The organism is Streptomyces sp. NBC_00582, from assembly GCF_036345155.1.
GTDB lineage: Bacteria > Actinomycetota > Actinomycetes > Streptomycetales > Streptomycetaceae > Streptomyces.
In genome coordinates this window covers 8,785,922-8,802,808 of sequence record NZ_CP107772.1, presented here as the reverse complement: position 1 = coordinate 8,802,808, position 16,887 = coordinate 8,785,922, and the positions used below count along the sequence as shown (strand labels likewise).

At 72.3% G+C, this 16,887-nt stretch carries 8 protein-coding genes and 2 pseudogenes; 4 read left to right on the top strand and 6 right to left on the bottom strand.

What is annotated here, in order from left to right; genetic code table 11:
• Positions 1-91: 91 nt before the first annotated feature.
• From OG852_RS39855 to glpK, 3 genes and pseudogenes are all read left to right on the top strand, one after another.
• Positions 92-620, top strand: a pseudogene (locus tag OG852_RS39855) (diguanylate cyclase); the annotation flags it as partial.
• A gap of 298 nt (positions 621-918) precedes the next feature.
• A complete protein-coding gene (locus OG852_RS39850; protein WP_133916288.1) occupies positions 919-1,668 on the top strand; it encodes an MIP/aquaporin family protein in 750 nt (249 codons plus the stop codon).
• 32 nt (positions 1,669-1,700) lie between these two features.
• Entirely contained in the window at positions 1,701-3,221 is a 1,521-nt protein-coding gene (glpK, locus tag OG852_RS39845; RefSeq protein WP_330350411.1) for a glycerol kinase GlpK, read from the top strand.
• A 77-nt stretch (positions 3,222-3,298) separates the two neighbouring features.
• Here glpK and OG852_RS39840 read toward each other — a convergent pair whose 3' ends face one another.
• The 5 genes and pseudogenes from OG852_RS39840 to OG852_RS39820 all read right to left on the bottom strand — a co-directional run bounded on the left by OG852_RS39840 (position 3,299) and on the right by OG852_RS39820 (position 11,304).
• Entirely contained in the window at positions 3,299-3,904 is a 606-nt protein-coding gene (locus tag OG852_RS39840; protein WP_133916290.1) for a GTP-binding protein, read from the bottom strand.
• Positions 3,885-7,531 (bottom strand): annotated as a pseudogene (locus OG852_RS39835) (hydantoinase B/oxoprolinase family protein). Before OG852_RS39835 ends, OG852_RS39840 begins: the two are co-directional and overlap by 20 nt.
• A 24-nt stretch (positions 7,532-7,555) precedes the next feature.
• Positions 7,556-7,951 (bottom strand): DUF742 domain-containing protein, encoded by a 396-nt coding sequence (locus OG852_RS39830; RefSeq protein ID WP_330350410.1) that lies wholly within the window; start codon positions 7,949-7,951, stop codon positions 7,556-7,558.
• A 9-nt stretch (positions 7,952-7,960) separates the two neighbouring features.
• Positions 7,961-8,392, bottom strand: coding sequence for a roadblock/LC7 domain-containing protein (locus OG852_RS39825; RefSeq protein WP_133916292.1), 432 nt, complete (start codon positions 8,390-8,392; stop codon positions 7,961-7,963).
• Entirely contained in the window at positions 8,389-11,304 is a 2,916-nt protein-coding gene (locus OG852_RS39820; RefSeq protein ID WP_330350409.1) for a nitrate- and nitrite sensing domain-containing protein, read from the bottom strand. Before OG852_RS39820 ends, OG852_RS39825 begins: the two co-directional genes overlap by 4 nt.
• Positions 11,305-11,724: 420 nt before the next feature.
• Between OG852_RS39820 and OG852_RS39815 the strand changes: the two genes are divergently transcribed.
• A complete protein-coding gene (locus OG852_RS39815; protein WP_330350408.1) occupies positions 11,725-12,183 on the top strand; it encodes a hypothetical protein in 459 nt (152 codons plus the stop codon).
• 58 nt (positions 12,184-12,241) lie between these two features.
• Here OG852_RS39815 and OG852_RS39810 read toward each other — a convergent pair whose 3' ends face one another.
• The gene (locus OG852_RS39810) at positions 12,242-16,876 is read right to left on the bottom strand and encodes a hypothetical protein (RefSeq protein ID WP_330350407.1); all 4,635 of its coding nucleotides are present in this window, start codon (positions 16,874-16,876) and stop codon (positions 12,242-12,244) included.
• Positions 16,877-16,887: the final 11 nt, after the last annotated feature.

Genomic DNA, 16,887 nt, shown 5'->3' with positions numbered 1-16,887 from the left:
CCTGCGTGAACGTCTCATGAACTGGGCCTGGGCGTGCGCCGACGGCGCCATCATGCTCCCGTGCCCTCCTGGACGGATACTCTCCGCTTCGCCTTCCAATCCGCTGACGCGGCTGCCGGGTTCGGACGCGATCACCTCGGAGGTGGACCGACGGATCGCGGAGGGCCGGGCGTTCGCGCTGAGCTGGCTGGACGTGGACCATCAAGCAGGTCAACGACAGCGCGGGCTTCGCGGCGGGCGACGAGCCGATCCGGTCGGTGGGGCGGGCGCTGCGGGTCGCGGCGTCCGGGAGCATCCGGGTGGGGCACATCGGCGGGGACGACTTCCTGGTGCTGGCCGATCCGGAGGCGCTGGATCCGCTGGCGGTGTCCGTGCTGGACGCGCCGTGGTCGGCGGGCGGGCGTCCGGTCACGGTGTCCCTGGCCACGGTGCAGTGCCCGCCGGGCAGCGTCACCGACCACCGGGCCGCGGCCGCGTGTCTGGCCCCGCTGAAGAAGGCCGCGAAGGCGCTGCGCGGGGCGAGTTGGGTGACGGGGCAGGCGGGGTTCTCCGGTCATGAGGTGCGGCGGGGGTCGCCGTCGGCGGCGGAGGCGGTGGGGGTGGAGCCGGGCGTGGTGTGAGCGGGCGTCACGAGGACCAACCATTGCCGTCCGCCTCCTTGACGCTCCCTGGGTGCCGGTGAACACTTCCCGGTGTCAGCCGACATCGCCGTACATTCTCGGCGTATCCAGGCATGCGCCACGCGGACCTCTCTCACCGCGGCCACTCCCCCAAGGGCGATGCGGCGCTGACGGCACGCTCGTCACGGACGCCGGGCGGGGCGCGGGATCTCCCTGCCATGGCCGAAGCAGCCACGCGAACCGCACCCTGCACAGCGCACCGGGGCCGAATCGCCCCGGGCCGGGCCCAGGAGCCGCCATGACAAACGGAGACATATTCGTCGGCGAGGTCATCGGTACCGCGATCCTCATCCTGTTCGGCGCGGGGGTCTGCGCCGCCGTCACCCTCAGATACTCCAAGGCACGGGCGTCGGGTTGGGTGGTGATCGCCTTCGGCTGGGGGTTCGGCGTGCTGGCGGGGGCGTACACGGCCGCGCCGCTGTCGGGCGGGCAGCTCAACCCCGCCGTGACCGTCGGGATCGCCGTCGACACGGGCAAGTGGGACAAGGTCTGGGTCTATCTGCTGGGCCAGATGGTCGGTGCGATGCTCGGTGCCGTGCTGGCCTATCTGGTGTATCTCGCACAGTTCCAGGCGAACGTACGGCAGACGGGCACCACGGAGGGCACGGCGGAGGAGCCGACGCCGACGCTGGGGATCTTCTCCACCATCCCCGAGATCCGGAACCCGGTTGCCAACCTGATCACGGAGATCATCGCGACGATCGCGCTCGTCCTGCCGATCCTCGCCTTCGGGCTGACGAAGGGACTCGGTGAGTCCGGCACGCTCGTGCTGATCGTGTCGCTGCTCGTCGTCGGTATCGGACTCTCCCTGGGCGGGCCGACGGGCTATGCCATCAACCCGGCGCGCGACCTGGGCCCGCGGATCGTGCACACCTTCCTGCCGATCCCGAACAAGGGGACCTCCGACTGGGGTTACGCCTGGATCCCCGTGGTCGGCCCGCTGATCGGCGGAGTGCTCGCGGGCCTCATCTACAACGTGGCCTTCTGATCCGACTTCTGAACCCAGCCCAAGGGGTAGCAATGACGGACAACGCCGAGAAGTACGTCGCCGCAATCGACCAGGGCACCACCTCCAGCCGCTGCATCGTCTTCGACCGGCACGGCGCGATCGTCGCCGTCGACCAGCGCGAGCACCGCCAGATCTTCCCCAAGCCCGGCTGGGTGGAGCACGACGCCACCGAGATCTGGTCCAAGGTGCAGGCCGTGGTCGCCGGGGCGATCGCGAAGGCGGGGCTGCGGGCCGATCAGATCAGCGCGCTCGGCATCACCAACCAGCGCGAGACGACCGTGCTGTGGGACCGCGCCACGGGCAAACCCGTGCACAACGCGATCGTGTGGCAGGACACCCGGACGGCCGCCCTCTGCAACGAACTGGGCGGCCCGGACGGGCAGGACCGGTTCCGTGAGCAGACGGGGCTGCCGCTGGCCAGTTACTTCTCGGGGCCGAAGGCTGCCTGGCTGCTGGACAACGTGCCGGGGCTCAGGGACCGGGCCGAGCGGGGCGAGATCGCTTTCGGCACGATCGACTCCTGGCTGATCTGGAACCTCACCGGCGGCACCGCCGGCGGCCGGCACGTGACCGATGTGACCAACGCCGGCCGGACCATGCTGATGAACCTGGAGACCCTTCAATGGGACACCTCGATTCTGTCGGCGATGAACGTGCCCGAGGCCGTGCTGCCCGAGATCAGGTCCTCGGCCGAGGTGTACGGCACCGCCGTGGGACAGCTCGGCGGGGTGCCGGTCGCCTCGGCGCTGGGCGACCAGCAGGCGGCGGTGTTCGGGCAGGCCTGCTACGACGTGGGGACGGCGAAGAACACGTACGGGACGGGCAGTTTCCTGCTGCTCAACACCGGCACCCGGCCGGTGCCGTCGAAGAGCGGTCTGCTGACGACGATGGGCTACAAGATCGGCGAGGAGGCGCCGGTCTACTGTCTGGAGGGTTCGATCGCCATAACGGGTGCGCTCGTGCAGTGGTTCCGGGACCAGCTCGGCATCATCCGTTCGGCTGACGAGATCGAGACACTGGCGGCGAGCGTCGAGGACAACGGCGGCGCGTACATCGTGCCCGCGTTCTCCGGACTGTTCGCGCCGTACTGGCGTTCGGACGCGCGCGGTGTGGTCACCGGGCTGACCCGCTACGTCACGAAGGCGCATCTCGCCCGTGCGGTGCTGGAGGCGACGAGCTGGCAGACGCGGGAGGTCGTGGACGCCATGTACCAGGACTCCGGGGTGCAGATCACGACCCTGAAGGTGGACGGCGGCATGACGAAGAACAACCTGCTCATGCAGCATCAGGCGGACGTCCTCGGCGTGCCCGTGATCCGCCCCAGGGTCTCCGAGACGACCTGCCTCGGCGCGGCGTACGCGGCGGGACTGGCCACCGGGGTGTGGAACGACCTGGACGAGCTGAAGGCGCACTGGCAGAAGGACGCCGAGTGGACTCCCGCGATGGAGGCGTCGGTGCGGGACCGCGAGTACCACAACTGGCGCAAGGCCGTGGAGAAGAGCCTCCGCTGGGTGGAGGACGGCGAGGGCTAGTACGCGCGTGTGCGTCCCCGTGGAGCCGCGAGGCAGCGGCCCGTCCCCCGGTCGGCGAGGGTACGGGCCGTGCCGGCTCAGGTGGTGACGGTCTGACGGCGTTCGGTGCCGTAGTCCATCGCGTGCTGGACGACACCGACCAGGACGTCCCTGACCGAGAGCCGGTCGCGCGCGTCGCACAGGATCACCGGGACGTCGTCGTCGAGGTCGAGGGCCCTGCGCACATCCGCCTCGGGGTAACGGTCGGCGCCCTCGAAGCAGTTGACGCCGATGAGGAACGGTATGTCGCGGCGCTCGAAGTAGTCGACGGCGGCGAAGCAGTCCTCCAGGCGGCGGGTGTCGGCGAGCACGACGGCGCCGAGCGCGCCCTCGGAGAGCTCGTCCCACATGAACCAGAACCGCTCCTGGCCGGGTGTGCCGAACAGGTACAGCACCAGGTCCTCGCGCAGGGTGATGCGGCCGAAGTCCATGGCGACGGTGGTCGTGTGCTTGCGCTCGACGCCGGTGAGGTCGTCGACCGGGCGGCCGGCCTCGGTGAGGTACTCCTCGGTGCGCAGCGGCCTGATCTCGCTGACGGCGCCGACGAGGGTGGTCTTGCCCACCCCGAAACCGCCGGCGACCAGGATCTTGAGCGTGACGGGCTCGACCTGGGGCTTGCCGCGCTCAGAACGCCCGAAGATCATCGTTCACTTCTCCTGCTTGATGGCTTGACTGGGGGTGTGGGGCGGGGAGCCGTAGCCCCCGCCGCCGGGGGTCTCGACGACGAGTACGTCACCGGGGGCGACGTCCACGGAATCGCTCCCTCCGAGCCGGACGACGGTGCCGTCGGCCCGCTCCACCCGATTGGCGCCCAGCGCGCCGGATGCGCCCCCGGCCATACCGTACGGGGGAACTCGGCGGTGCTGGGAGAGGGTGGACACGGTCATGGGCTCGTGGAAGCGGATGCGGCGGACGGCACCGTCCCCGCCGTGCCATTGTCCCGCCCCTCCGCTGCCGAACCGGACGGCGAACTCGTCCAGTTGTACCGGAAGTCGCCACTCCAGCACCTCGGGGTCGGTGAGCCGGGAGTTCGTCATGTGGGTCTGGACGACGGCGGCGCCGTGGAAGCCGTCGCCCGCGCCGGATCCGGAGGCCACGGTCTCGTAGTACTGGTGGCGTGCGTTGCCGAAGGTGACGTTGTTCATGGTGCCGGAGCCCTCGGCCTGGACGCCCAGGGCCGCGTAGAGGGCGCCGGTGATCGCCTGGGACGTCTCGACGTTGCCGGCGACCACGGCGGCTGGCGGTTCGGGAGCGAGCAGGGAGCCGTGCGGCACGACGATCCCGAGGGGGCGCAGGCAGCCGTCGTTGAGGGGGATGTCGTCGGCGACGAGGGTGCGGAAGACGTAGAGGACGGCCGCGTTGACGACCGAGTAGGGCGCGTTGAAGTTGGTGGCGAGCTGCGGTGACGTGCCGGTGAAGTCGACGGTCGCCGACCGGTTTTCGCGGTCCACGCGGACGCGGACGCGGATGACGGCGCCCGAGTCGGTCTCGTAGGCGTACGCGCCGTCGTCGAGGGCGTCGATGACGCGCCGTACCGCTTCCTCGGCGTTGTCCTGGACGTGGCGCATGTAGGCCTGTACGACGTCGAGCCCGAAGTCCTCGATCATGCGGGCGACTTCGTCGACGCCCTTCCGGTTGGCGGCGATCTGGGCACGCAGGTCGGCTAGGTTGGTCGTGGGGTTGCGGGAGGGGTACGCCGCTTCGGTGAGCAGGCGCAGGGTCTCCTCCTCGCGGAAGCGCCCGTTCTCGGCGAGCAGCCAGTTGTCGAAGAGGACGCCTTCCTCGTCGATGGTGCGGCTGTCTGCGGGCATGGAGCCGGGAGTGATGCCGCCGATCTCGGCGTGGTGGCCGCGGGACGCCACGTAGAAGAGGATCTCGGGGTCACTCTCCGTGTCGCCGTTCCCGCGGGTGTCGAAGACCGGGGTGATGACGGTGACGTCGGGCAGATGGGTGCCGCCGTGATACGGGTCGTTGACCGCGTAGGTGTCCCCGGGCCGCATCCCTGTGCCGCGGCGGCGGATGACCTCCTTGACGCTGGTGCCCATGGAGCCCAGGTGGACGGGGATGTGAGGGGCGTTGGCCACGAGGTTTCCGTCCGGGTCGAACAGGGCGCAGGAGAAATCGAGGCGTTCCTTGATGTTGACGGACTGCGCCGTGGACTCCAGTCGGGCGCCCATCTGCTCGGCGATGGACATGAACAGGTTGTTGAAGACCTCGAGGAGAACCGGATCGACTTGTGTGGCGAGATCGGAACTCTCCGTAATCGCCGTGCGTTCCATGACCAGATGCCCGTCGTGGCTCGCCGCGGCTTCCCAGCCGTCGTCGACCACGGTCGTGGCACTGGCCTCGGTGATGATCGCGGGGCCGGTGACGGACTCGCCGGGAGGAAGGTCCTCGCGGCGGTGGAGAGGTACGTCGCGCCAGACGCCGCCGGTGTGGAGGCGGACGGTCAGCGGCGTGGCGGTACGGCCCTCGTACGGGGCGAGGGCGGACAGATCGGGGGGTTGTGTGATGCCGGTCGCTTCCACGGAGAGCGCTTCGACGACGATCGGGCGGTCGAGCGTGAAGGAGTACGTGGCGCGATGACGTTCTTCGAAGGCGCGGGTCATCGTGGCGGGTTCGGTGAGTTCGACGGTGAGGGTGGTGTCGGTGCCGTCGTAGCGCAGCTGTGCGCGGCGGGTGACGCGGACCCGGTCGTCGGGGACGTCCTCGGCGCGCAGCTCCGCGCGGGCCGCCGATTCGAGGTCGTCGGCGGTCTTGTGGATGCTCGGCATCGCGCCGGCTTCGAGGGGCGACTCGGCGGACTGTTCGCGCATGGCGGTGGTGTCGGCGAGCCCCATGCCGAGCGCGGACAGGACACCGGCCATGGGCGGCACGAGGACGGTGCGGATACCGAGCGAGTCGGCGACCATGCACGCGTGCTGGCCTCCGGCGCCGCCGAAGGTCGTGAGGGCGTAGCGGGTGACGTCGTGGCCCTTCTGGACGGAGATCCGCTTCACGGCGTTGGCGATGTTCGCCACGGCGATCCGCAAAAAGCCCTCGGCCACCTGCTCGGGGGTGCGGTCGTCCCCGGTCCGCTCGCGGATCTCCTGCGCGAGGGCGGTGAAGCGGTCGTGGACCAGGGCGGCGTCCAGGGGCCGGTCGCCGTCGGGGCCGAACACCTTGGGGAAGTGGGCGGGTTGGATGCGGCCGAGCATCACATTGGCGTCGGTGACGGCGAGCGGGCCGCCCGCGCGGTAGCAGGCCGGGCCGGGGTCCGCGCCGGCCGAGTCCGGCCCCACGCGGTAGCGGGAGCCGTCGAAGCGCAGGACGGAGCCGCCGCCCGCGGCGACGGTGTGGATGTCCAGCATCGGGGCGCGCAGCCGGACGCCGGCGATCTGCGTGGTGAACACGCGCTCGTGGTCTCCCGCGAAGTGGGAGACGTCGGTGGAGGTGCCGCCCATGTCGAACCCGATGACGCGGTCGAAACCGGCGAGCTGGGACATACGGGCCATGCCCACGATGCCGCCGGCCGGACCGGACAGGACGGCGTCCTTGCCGCGGAACTGGTGGGCCTCGGCCAGGCCGCCGTTGGACTGCATGAACATCAGCCGTACATCGCGCAGTTCGTCGGCGACATGGCGGACGTAGCGGCGCAGCACGGGCGACAGGTAGGCGTCGACGACGGCGGTGTCCCCGCGCGGGACGAGTTTCATGAGGGGGCTGACCTCGCTGGACAGCGAGATCTGCGGGAAGCCGGTCCGGGCGGCCAGCCGTCCGACGGCCCGCTCGTGCTCGGGGTGGAGATGGCTGTGCATGCACACGACGGCGACGGCCCGGATTCCGTCGTCGTACGCCTGCCGCAGGGGGGCGGCGAGGGCGTCCAGGTCCGGGGCGCGCAGGACGGTGCCGTCGGCCGCGATGCGCTCGTCCACCTCCACGACCCGCTCGTAGAGCAGCTCGGGGAGCTCGATCCGGCGGGCGAAGATGTGCGGGCGGTTCTGGTAGGCGATCCGCAGGGCGTCGCGGAAGCCCCGGGTGATGACGAGCAGGGTGCGTTCGCCCGTGCGTTCCAGCAGGGCGTTGGTGGCGACCGTCGTGCCCATGCGGACGGCGTCGACGGGGTCGTCCGAGTCGGCCAGCAGGGCGCGGACACCGGCGACGGCCGCGTCGGTGTACCGCGCGGGGTTGTCCGACAGGAGCTTGTGCGTCAGCAGCCGGCCGTCCGGGCGGCGCGCGACGATGTCGGTGAAGGTACCGCCCCGGTCCACCCAGAACTGCCAGCCGCTCACGTCCTCACCTCGCTTCCGTGCTGCTCACAGCGCCCGGAGGCCGTTGATCACGTCGCGGAGGATGCTCTCGTCCACCAGTTCGGCAGGGGGTACGGGCCGGTTCACATGGACGAATTCCGTGTCCACGAGGTCGCCGACGAGGACCCGTACCACGCCGATGGGCAGATCGAGCTCGGCGGAGAGCTCGGCGACCGACTGCGGCGCCCGGCGGCACAGGTCCACGATGTGCACGTGTTCCGGGGAGAGCGACGGGTCGGTTTCGGCATCCTCGGCGTGGGGCTCGGCGACGACGACTGCGATCAGATCGAGACGGTGCTGGACCGCACTGGTGGTGCGGCCCCGTGTCATGGCGTAGGGACGGACGACCGGTCCGGCGTCGTCGTCGAACCAGTGGCTGCTTCCCTGACCGTCTGTGCTCATGCCATCCCACTACCCGCCCGAGGGCAGATCGGTGCGCGGGACGGTGCCCAGATGTACGCCGACCCGCTTGACCAGCAGGGTCATCTCGTACGCCACCTGGCCCACGTCCGAGTCGGCGTCCGAGAGGACGGCGAGGCAACTGCCGTCACCGGCGGCCGTGACGAACAGGAACGCCTCGTCGAGTTCGACGACGGTCTGACGGACGTCACCGGCCTCGAAGTGCCGGCCGACGCCCTTGGCGAGGCTGTGGAAGCCCGAGGCGACGGCGGCGAGGTGCTCGCTGTCCTCCCTGGTCAGGTCCCTGGACGCCCCGGTCGCCAGACCGTCGCCGGAGAGCACGACGGCCTTGCGGATGCTGGCGACCCGGTCGACGAGTTCGTCGAGGAGCCAGTTCAGTTCGCCGTTGTTGCTCATGTGGCCGGTCGCCTGCGGTGCGGTCATCGACCGTCCCCCTTAGTCGTTCGTTGTGGTGCTGTGCCGCTGTGGGTCTCGTCGCCCGCGGCGTTCTCTGCGCGGCCGCGCTGCCAGCCTCGCTGGAGCGATGCCATGCGGCTGCGTACCTCGTCGGCGTCCCGGTCCTCAAGGTCGGAGCGGGTTCCCGGGCGCGGCGCGGGCCCCTGCCTCAGTTGCGGGGCGAGGTTGGCCTGCCGTACCCGGCGGGGCAGCGCCGCGGGCGCGGAGCCGGTGTCATGAGGCCCGCTGCCCGGGGCGCGGTCCTGGGGGCCGCTTTCCAGCCTGCGCTCCGCTGGGCCGCCCGCGCCACTCGCGCGTGGGTCGGGTATCGGGCGCGGGCGTGCGGCCGGGTCGTGCCCGCCGTCGGACGCCGCCTGGCGGGCGCGCTGCGGGAGGGCGGGGGCCTGCCACGGCTCGCCGGTGCCGTGTCCGGGGCGGGCCGGCGGCGCCGGGGGCTCGTTCGCGCCGGTGCTCCTCGGGATCTGCGCCCCGCTTCCCCGGCGGCGCGAGGGCAGGGGAGCCGGCCCGCCGGAGTCCGTCCGGTGCTGTGCGGCGCGGTGCGCGGCGTCCTCGTCCGTTTCCGCGCGCGGGGAGCGCGGGTCGACGACCGGGCGGCCGTGCGAGCTGACCAGCTTGGGTGTAGGGCGGCCGGGCAGCGGCAGCAGGGCGGCCGGGTCCCCGGTCCCGTGGCCCGGCTCACCGGGGGTGTCGGGCAGCCTGCGGTGCGGGTCGGCGGCGGTGACGGCCGGGGCGTCCTCGGGTCGGGTGAGGGAGCGGCGCGGGCGGAAGAGGGCACCGCTGTCGTCCTCGTCGTCCAGGGGGGCCGGGAAGCCGCCGAGGGCGTCGAGGTCGACGGGGGCCTCCAGCTCGACCGGGCCGTCCAGCACGGGCATGCCGGGAAGCTGCACGGACGGGGTCAGCGCGGGCCTGCGGGTGTCGTCGGACTCGGCCGCCTTCGGCGCGCGGGGGCGGTCGAGGCGGAAGCCGATGCCGTTGGTGTCGGGGACGTCGTCGGTCAGGAGGGCGTCGGGGATGAAGACGACGGCGGTCGTGCCGCCGTAGGGGGAGGGCTGCAGGGAGACACGGACGTTCTGGCGCTGGGCGAGGCGGCTGACCACGAACAGTCCGAGGCGGTCGGTGTCGGACAGCTCGAACTCCGGGGTCTCCGCGAGACGGAGGTTGGCCTCCAGGAGCGCTTCGGGGGCCATGCCGAGGCCTCGGTCGTGGATCTCCAGGGTGAATCCGTTGGCGACCCGCTCGCCCAGGACCTGGACGGCGGTGTGCGGCGGGGAGAACACCGTGGCGTTCTCCAGGAGCTCGGCCACGAGGTGGGTGAGGTCGGCGACGGCGGGTCCGGTGACGGCGAGGCGCGGCAGGCGGCGGACCTCGATGCGCTCGTAGTCCTCGACCTCGGCGACGGCGGCGCGCACGATGTCCATGAGCTGGACGGGTTTGCGCCACTGCCGGGAGGGGGCCGCGCCGGAGAGGATCACCAGGCCCTCGGCGTGACGGCGCATGCGGGTGGTGAGGTGGTCGAGCCGGAAGAGGTCGGCGAGTTCCTCGGCGTCCTCGGTGCGGCGCTCCATGGTGTCGAGCAGGGTGAGCTGCTTGTGGAGCAGGACCTGGCTGCGTCGGGCCAGGTTGACGAAGACCTCGGAGACCCCGGCCCGCAGTTCGGCCTGCTTCACGGCGGCCTCGACCGCGGCGCGCTGGAGGGTGTTGAGGGCCTGGCCGACCTCGCCCATCTCGTTCTTGTCGTACTCCAGTTGCGGCACCTCGGTCTCCACGTCGACCTGTTCGCCCGCGGACAGACGCCGCATCACGCTGGGCAGCCGCACACCGGACGCCTCGTGGGCCTCCAGCCGCAACTGGCGCAGGTCGCGGATGAGGCCGCGGCCGATGCGCACGGACAGGACGAGGGAGACGATCAGGGCGACCAGACCGAAGACGCCGGCGAAGACCGCCTTGACGATGACCTCGATCGCCACCGGCCGGACGCGGTCCTGGTAGCGGTCGTTGGCCTGTTCGTCCAGGGTGCCGAGCTCTTGGAGGACGTCTCCGGCCGCCGTGTCCCAGTTCCTGGCGGTGACGCCCTTGGGCGGGGTGCCGGGCGCGGCGGCGACGACGGCCTGTTCGGCGGTGCGCAGGGGGGCGGTGGTGGCGTTCTTCCAGAAGCTCTCGTAGCGCTCGCGCTCGGCGGAGGGCAACTGGGCCAGGCTGGTGTCGTAGACGACGTCGCGCTGCGCCTGGAAGTCGGAGACCTCGCGGATCTCCTCGCGGGTGAGCCGGCCGACGACCAGGGCGGAGCCGAGCAGGGCGTCCTCCCGGGAGAGCAGCTCGCGGGCGAGGGCGACGCTGACGAGAGCCCGGTACTGCTTGTCCATCTCCACGCTGTCGACCACGTCCAGCTTGGCCAGCAGCGCGTAGCAGGGGTCGATGAGCCGGTTGTAGAGGTCCAGCGCCTGGGCCCGGGTGACGGTGCCCTCCTCGACACTGCCGCGCAGGGAGTCGAGTCCGTCGAAGGCGTCGAGGACCGCGGTCAGGCCCTCGCCGTCGTCCTGGTCCAGGACCTCGCGGACATCGGAGTCCCGGGCGTTGCGGCGGATCTCGGCGAGCGCCTCGTCCGTGGCGGTCCGGGTGCGACGCAGGGCGGAGAGCGCGTCGGAGGCGCGGGGGTCGGCGAGGTAGACGAGGGTCTGGCGGCGCTCCTGCTGGACGACGCGGACCGTGTCCTCGATGGGGTAGCCGACCTTCTCCACGAGGGACGACACGGTGAACAGACGGTTCGCCTCACGGCCCGTCAGTACCGTGGCGAAGCCCCAGATCGCGGTCAGGGACACCAGCGGCACGAGAAGCAGCGCCACGATCTTCCGGCGGATCGACTTCCCGCGAAAGCGCATGGCCTCCCCCAGCTCGAACCCCCTGCGTCAGGGGGTACGCATGTGCGTCAACAAACGGCGCGAGCCTACTACCGACGCGCGGTTAACTCGAAGAGCGGTCCGGAAGCCGAACTTCCGCACCAGCGTCCGGACATGGTGAGTTGTCCGGGCAATACGGGGGATTGCGACCCTGAAACCCGCCTTCCCGAGAAGACCGGAATCGATCGGCCACGTCGTGGACTTGGCCAGAATTTTTCGCAACTTGGGAATCTTCACGGCTTCTCGTGCGTCTTCATCATTGGGAAACGGGGGCGGAATCGGCCACAGGAGCCGCAGGCTGTCCCCCGGCGGCGTAAAACAGAGCAAGCCGGGCAGCCACTGGGGAGCCGGGTCTTCGACCCGGAAGTGAGCGGTCTGCCGGCGGTGGGGAGTGACACGTTGATGGGCACGGCGGAGCGGCGTGAGGCGTCCGAAGAGGGTGTGGCGATCACGACACAGGAGCGGGTGTCCTACCGGCCGTTGTGGGTGGAGGAGCCCGCGCGACGGCGCCGGCTGCCGGATCCGGTGCGTACGGCGGCCGTACGCGCGGTCCTCATCGCCTCCGTGACGCTGCTTCAGGCGATGGTGGCGTTCCTGTGCACCCTCGCCGAGTCCTGGCTGGCCTTCCCGATGGTGATCAGCAGTGTGGTCAGCACCGTGGTGGCCACGTGGTCGGTGCTGGACGTCTGGGTGACCCGCCAGGTGTGGAACCAGCGCAACGGCGTGGTGTCGGCACCCAGCAGCACGGCCCGCTCGCTGCGCCGTGAGCGCCGCCGGGCGCGGCGCCAGGCCAGGGCCATGGAGCGGGCGCAGGAGCGGATACGCCGTCAGGGCGGCACCGGGCAGCTCTCGCACTCCTGAGCACCCGTGGGTGCCGGGCCCCTTGGCGCCCGGCACCCATCTCATGCGGTCGGCCCGGCTACGAAGCGCCGACGGCCGGGCGCTTGTACATCCGGGTCGCAGTGATCTCGCTGTGCACGGCCTCGTCCGACCGGGGTGGCTGGGGCAGACCGGGTCGCAGGTGTTCCTCGACGCTGATGTACTTCAGGCCGGCCCTGAGGTCGGCGTCGTTGCGGAGCCGGATGACGAGGGGGAACTCCGCCAGCGCCGTCGTGTCGAACAGTCCGGTGGTGTACAGCAACTGGACACCGAGCGCGTCGGACACGGCCCGCTGGAGTTCCAGCAGATAGGTCGCGTTGGCCCGGCCGATGGGGTTGTCGAGAAACAGCGTGCCGGCGTGCCGGTGCTTGTCCCGGCCCCGGTCGTTGGAGCGCAGCGCCGCCATCGTGCAGTACAGGGCGATGGCGGCGGTGAGCAGCTGACCGCCGGAGAACACGTCACCCATCTGTCCGACCGGGACCCGCTCGGCCCGGAGCACGGCGTCCGGCTTGAGGATCTCGACCGCGATGCCCTTGGGCTGCAGAGCGGCGCCCACGCCCCGCAGCAGCAGGGACATGCCGTCACGCCGCAGGTCGGAGTTCTTCTTCACGGCGGCGCGGGTCGCCTCGTCGATGACCTCGCCGAGCCGCTCGGTGAGGGTGGCCTGGTCGGGCTCCTCGAAGCGGATGCGAAGGAACTCCTGGCCGGACCACTCGCCGAGGCCCTCGGGCAGCCGCGAGAGCCGCTGGGCCGAGCGGAGCGTGGCGAGCGCCGACTCGACGAGTCCGCGCAGCCGGTCCACGATCGAGTCGCGGTTGCGTTCGAGCTGTTCCAACTCGTCGGTGAGCACGCGGAGCCGGGGGGCGAAGGCGTCCGCCCACTTCTGGGCGTGCTCGGGCAGCGCGGAGGCGGGCAGTTCGCGGATCTGCTGCCGGGCGGGCGTACGGACCTGTTCGTAGCGCGTGGAGTTGGCGTGCCGCACAAGCACATCACTGGCCTCGCGTACGGCGGACTCGGCGGCGGAGAGGTCGGCGGCGCAGCCGCGCAGCGAGCGGCGGGCCTCGGCGGCCGACTGCCTGGCCTCCTCCAGCGTCCCGGGGTAGGGCTCGGGGGCCTCCTGTTCCTCCTCGGAAGGCTCACGGGTCTGCTCGCGCATCAGATCACGGAGCATCGCGGCGATCTCGTCGAAGCCGCCCGCCGCGCCCTCGGCGGCCCGGTGGGCGTCGAGGAGTTCGGCGTGCGCCTCGCGGGCCTGGGCCAGCGCCTCGGTGCGGGAGGCGAGTTCGGCCGTCGCGGTGCGCAGCAGGGCCTGGGCGTGCTCGGCGTCGCGTGGCTGGAGCTCCTCGGTGAGCTCGGTGTGCGTCTCGCCGTCCTCGGGTGCGTGCCGCTCGGCCTCGCCGCGCAGCCGGCCGAGCTGCTCGCTCGCGGTGGACATACGGGTCTCGAGGAGCTGGACGAGTTCCTCGGCGCGGGCGGCGGCGGCCTGCCGGGACGGCCCGTCGGAGCCCTCGGGCGACTGCAGGAGCTGCTCGGCACGCGTGCGGACCTTGTTGCTCAGCCGGTCCAGCTCCGCGCGGGCGGCGCTCTCGTCGCTCTCCGCGCGCGCCTGCTCGGCCCGCAGGTCGGCGCCGACACCGACCTTCTCATAGACCTGGGAGGCGGCCCGGTATGCCTCGCGCAGGGCCGGCAGGGACGCCTTCGGCGCCTGCGGATCGCCCTCCGGTACGTCGTCGGGGGCGCCGGCGATCTCGGAGCGCTCGGCACGCAGCGCCCGCGCGGTGCGGCGGGCGTCGTCCGCAGCGCGCTGGGCGGCGCGGCGGTCCTCGTCGGCGGCGCGGGCGCGCTCCAGGCAGGACTGCGCGCGGGCCTCCGACTCGGCGGCCTCGTCGGCGAGTTCGCGGAGCTTGACCTGCCAGCCCGCGCGTTCCCGCAGGCGGAAGCCGAGCCCGGCGAGGGCGTCGGCGGCGCGCCGGGCCTTCTGGGCGGTCTCCTGCTTCTCGTCGCGGACCTGGGCGGCCTCGGCGGCGGCCTCCTCCGCCTCGGCGCGCACGGTGCGGGCCTCGGCGAGTTCGCCCTCGGACTCCTCGGCGAAGGCGCGCGCCTCCCCGGCGGCCCGGGCGAGCTCGGTGAGCCGTCCCGCGGGACAGCCGGTGCGCCAGGACGCGAGCCGGGCCGACAGTTCCCGGTCCTTGCCGAGCCGCGCGGCGAGCCGGCGGATGTCCTCGTCCCGTTCGGTGGCCCGTGCGCGCAGCGCCTGGCGTTCCTCGTCGGCGGCGTGCTCGTCGTGCATGGCGGGGTTCGGCGGTACGAGGAAGACATCACCGTGCTGCGCGTCGGCGGCCGGGGTCGGTGCGAGCAGCGCGGCGGCCGTGCCCACCGCGACGGCCGAGCGCGGCAGCAGGGCGGCGTCGCTGAGGGCCTCCCGCGCGCGTGCGTGCGAGTCGGGGTCGGTGATGATCACGCCGTCGACCAGTTCGGGGCGGGCGGCGAGCACGCGCGCGTGGTCGGCGGGGTCGACGGCCTGGGCGAGGTAGCGCCAGCCGGGCAGGGCGGGGATGCCGTGTTCGCCGAGGAACTCGACGGTGGCCAGCACGTCGGGGCCGGGCGGCAGCAGCCCGCCGTCGCCGAGCGCGCCGAGGATGCGGGAGTCGTCGGCGGCCGCGGTGCGCAGGTCGAAGAGCTGGCGTTCGGCGGAGGAGACGGCGTCGTCGAGCAGCCCGCGCAGCTCGTCGGCGCAGCGGTCGAGGTCCTCGGGGGTGAGGGAGGCGCCGTCGTCCGCGTCGGCGTCCTCGTCCTGGCGGGGCCGCGGAACGGGTCCGCGGCCGGTTCCACCGGTGAGGCCGAGCAGCTCGGTGAGCCGCTCCTCCTCGGCCAGGGCCTCGGCGAGCCGGCGTTCGGCCTCGTACGAGCGTTGCGCGGCGGCGGCCGCGTCGGCGGCGCGGGCTGCGGTCAGCTCGGCGCGGGACTCGGCGGAGGCGGCCTCGCGCGCGTGCTCGGTGGCCCTGCGGGACACCTCCCGGGCGGTGTCCCAGGCGGCCACGGCCGTCTTCTCGGCGTCACTGGCGGCGAGGGCCGCGCGTGCCGGGTCGGCGTCGGGAGCGCTGTCGTCCAGCCAGCCGGCCCGGACGGCCTCGGCGGTCTCCTGCTCGACCTCGGTGAGCCGCTGGCGCAGATGACCGATCTCGCTGCGGGCGCGCTGCGCCTCGGTCGCGGCGGAGGTGGAGTCCCGGTGGGCGGTCTCCCCGACCTCCTGCAGGGCGGCCGAGCGTTCCTCCTCCTCGTTGGCGAGGGTCTCGGCGCTCTCGGCCGCCGCGTGCAGGGCCCGTACGAGGTCGACGGCGGCCTTGGCGCGGGCGGCGAGGGCCGGGGCGGCGTCGCGCTCGGCCTCCTGGATCGCGGCGGAGACGCGCGCGACGCGGTCGGCGGCGGCACGGTGGCGCAGGACGGCCTCGGCGGCCTGCCAGGCGGAGTGCAGGGTGCGCGCGTCGGCGAGTTCGCGCTTCTGCGCGGCGGCGGACTTCTCCGCGGCGGCGAGCGCCAGCGAGGCGTGCCGGAAGGCGAGTTCGGCGGCGATCAGCGCGCTGCGCTCGCGTCCTCCCTCGGAGTGCGTGACGGCGTAGGCGGCGGCCGTGACCCGCTGGGCGAGGTCGGCGGCCCGCATCCGCTCCCGCACGCCCCGCGAGGACAGTCGGCGGGCCAGCGTGCGGGTACGGCGCTCGGCGCCGGTGTGGATGTCACGCGCGCGTGAGCGGCCCTCGGCGGCCTCCACGATCCGTCCGAGCAGGTCCACGGACCCGGCGGTGAAGTCGCGTTCGGCGATCAGTTCGGCACGTCGGCCGAGCTTGTTGCCGAAGCCGCTGACGAGGTCGGCGAGTCCGTCGGTGTCGCGGGTGTCCGTCACCGCCCGCAGCAGCAGGTCGGTGAAGTCCGCGTCCTTCTTGACCGCGAACAGGCCGGCCGCCTCGCCCTCGTCGGCGTTCATCTCCCGCTGGTAGCGGAAGAGTTCGGGGTCGAGCCCGAGTTCGGTGAGGTGTTCCACCCACCGGTCGTGGATCTCCTCCCAGTGCACCTCCAGGTGCGGATACGCCTTGCCCGCCTCGGTGAGCGCGTCGCGGAAGCCCTTCATGGTGCGTCGCCGCCCCTGGGCACCGGAGGCACCCTCGACGGGCGGGCGTACGGCGGTGGACTCGGCGACGGGGAGGTTGTCGAGGCTGAGCCCCGGGCCGGGCCGGAAGGAGTACCAGGCCTCGGCGAACTTCCTCGGGTCGTTGGAGACCTGCCGTCCCCGCCACTCGCTGGCCTTGCCGACGACGACACACTCGCCGGTGAGGACGTGCTGCCATTCCAGCGCCACGTGCCCGCAGTCGTCGGCGAGCAGGAACTTGCGCAGCACGCCGGAGCTGGCGCCGCCGAGGGTGTTGCGGTGGCCCGGCAGCATCACCGAGAAGATCAGCTTGAGCAGGACGGACTTGCCGCCGCCGTTCTCCAGGAAGAGCACACCGGCGGGCGCGGGCCGGCGTGGCGGACCGACGGGCTCCTCCTCGAAGAACTCCGCCTGCGTGGGGGCGGGGTCGGGTACGACGTCGCCGACGCCCCGCAGGTCAAGCACGGTGTCGGCATAGCGCGCACCGGCGGGCCCGATGGAGTAGAGGCGGACCCGGGACAGCTCGTACATGGCGGACTCTC

Coding starts and splice junctions, on each gene's coding strand:
- glpK (WP_330350411.1), top strand. CDS start 1,701: ATGACGGACAACGCCGAGAAGTACGTCGCCGCAATCGACCAGGGCACC.
- OG852_RS39850 (WP_133916288.1), top strand. CDS start 919: ATGACAAACGGAGACATATTCGTCGGCGAGGTCATCGGTACCGCGATC.
- OG852_RS39820 (WP_330350409.1), bottom strand. CDS start 11,304: ATGCGCTTTCGCGGGAAGTCGATCCGCCGGAAGATCGTGGCGCTGCTT.
- OG852_RS39825 (WP_133916292.1), bottom strand. CDS start 8,392: ATGACCGCACCGCAGGCGACCGGCCACATGAGCAACAACGGCGAACTG.
- OG852_RS39815 (WP_330350408.1), top strand. CDS start 11,725: ATGGGCACGGCGGAGCGGCGTGAGGCGTCCGAAGAGGGTGTGGCGATC.
- OG852_RS39840 (WP_133916290.1), bottom strand. CDS start 3,904: ATGATCTTCGGGCGTTCTGAGCGCGGCAAGCCCCAGGTCGAGCCCGTC.
- OG852_RS39830 (WP_330350410.1), bottom strand. CDS start 7,951: ATGAGCACAGACGGTCAGGGAAGCAGCCACTGGTTCGACGACGACGCC.
- OG852_RS39810 (WP_330350407.1), bottom strand. CDS start 16,876: ATGTACGAGCTGTCCCGGGTCCGCCTCTACTCCATCGGGCCCGCCGGT.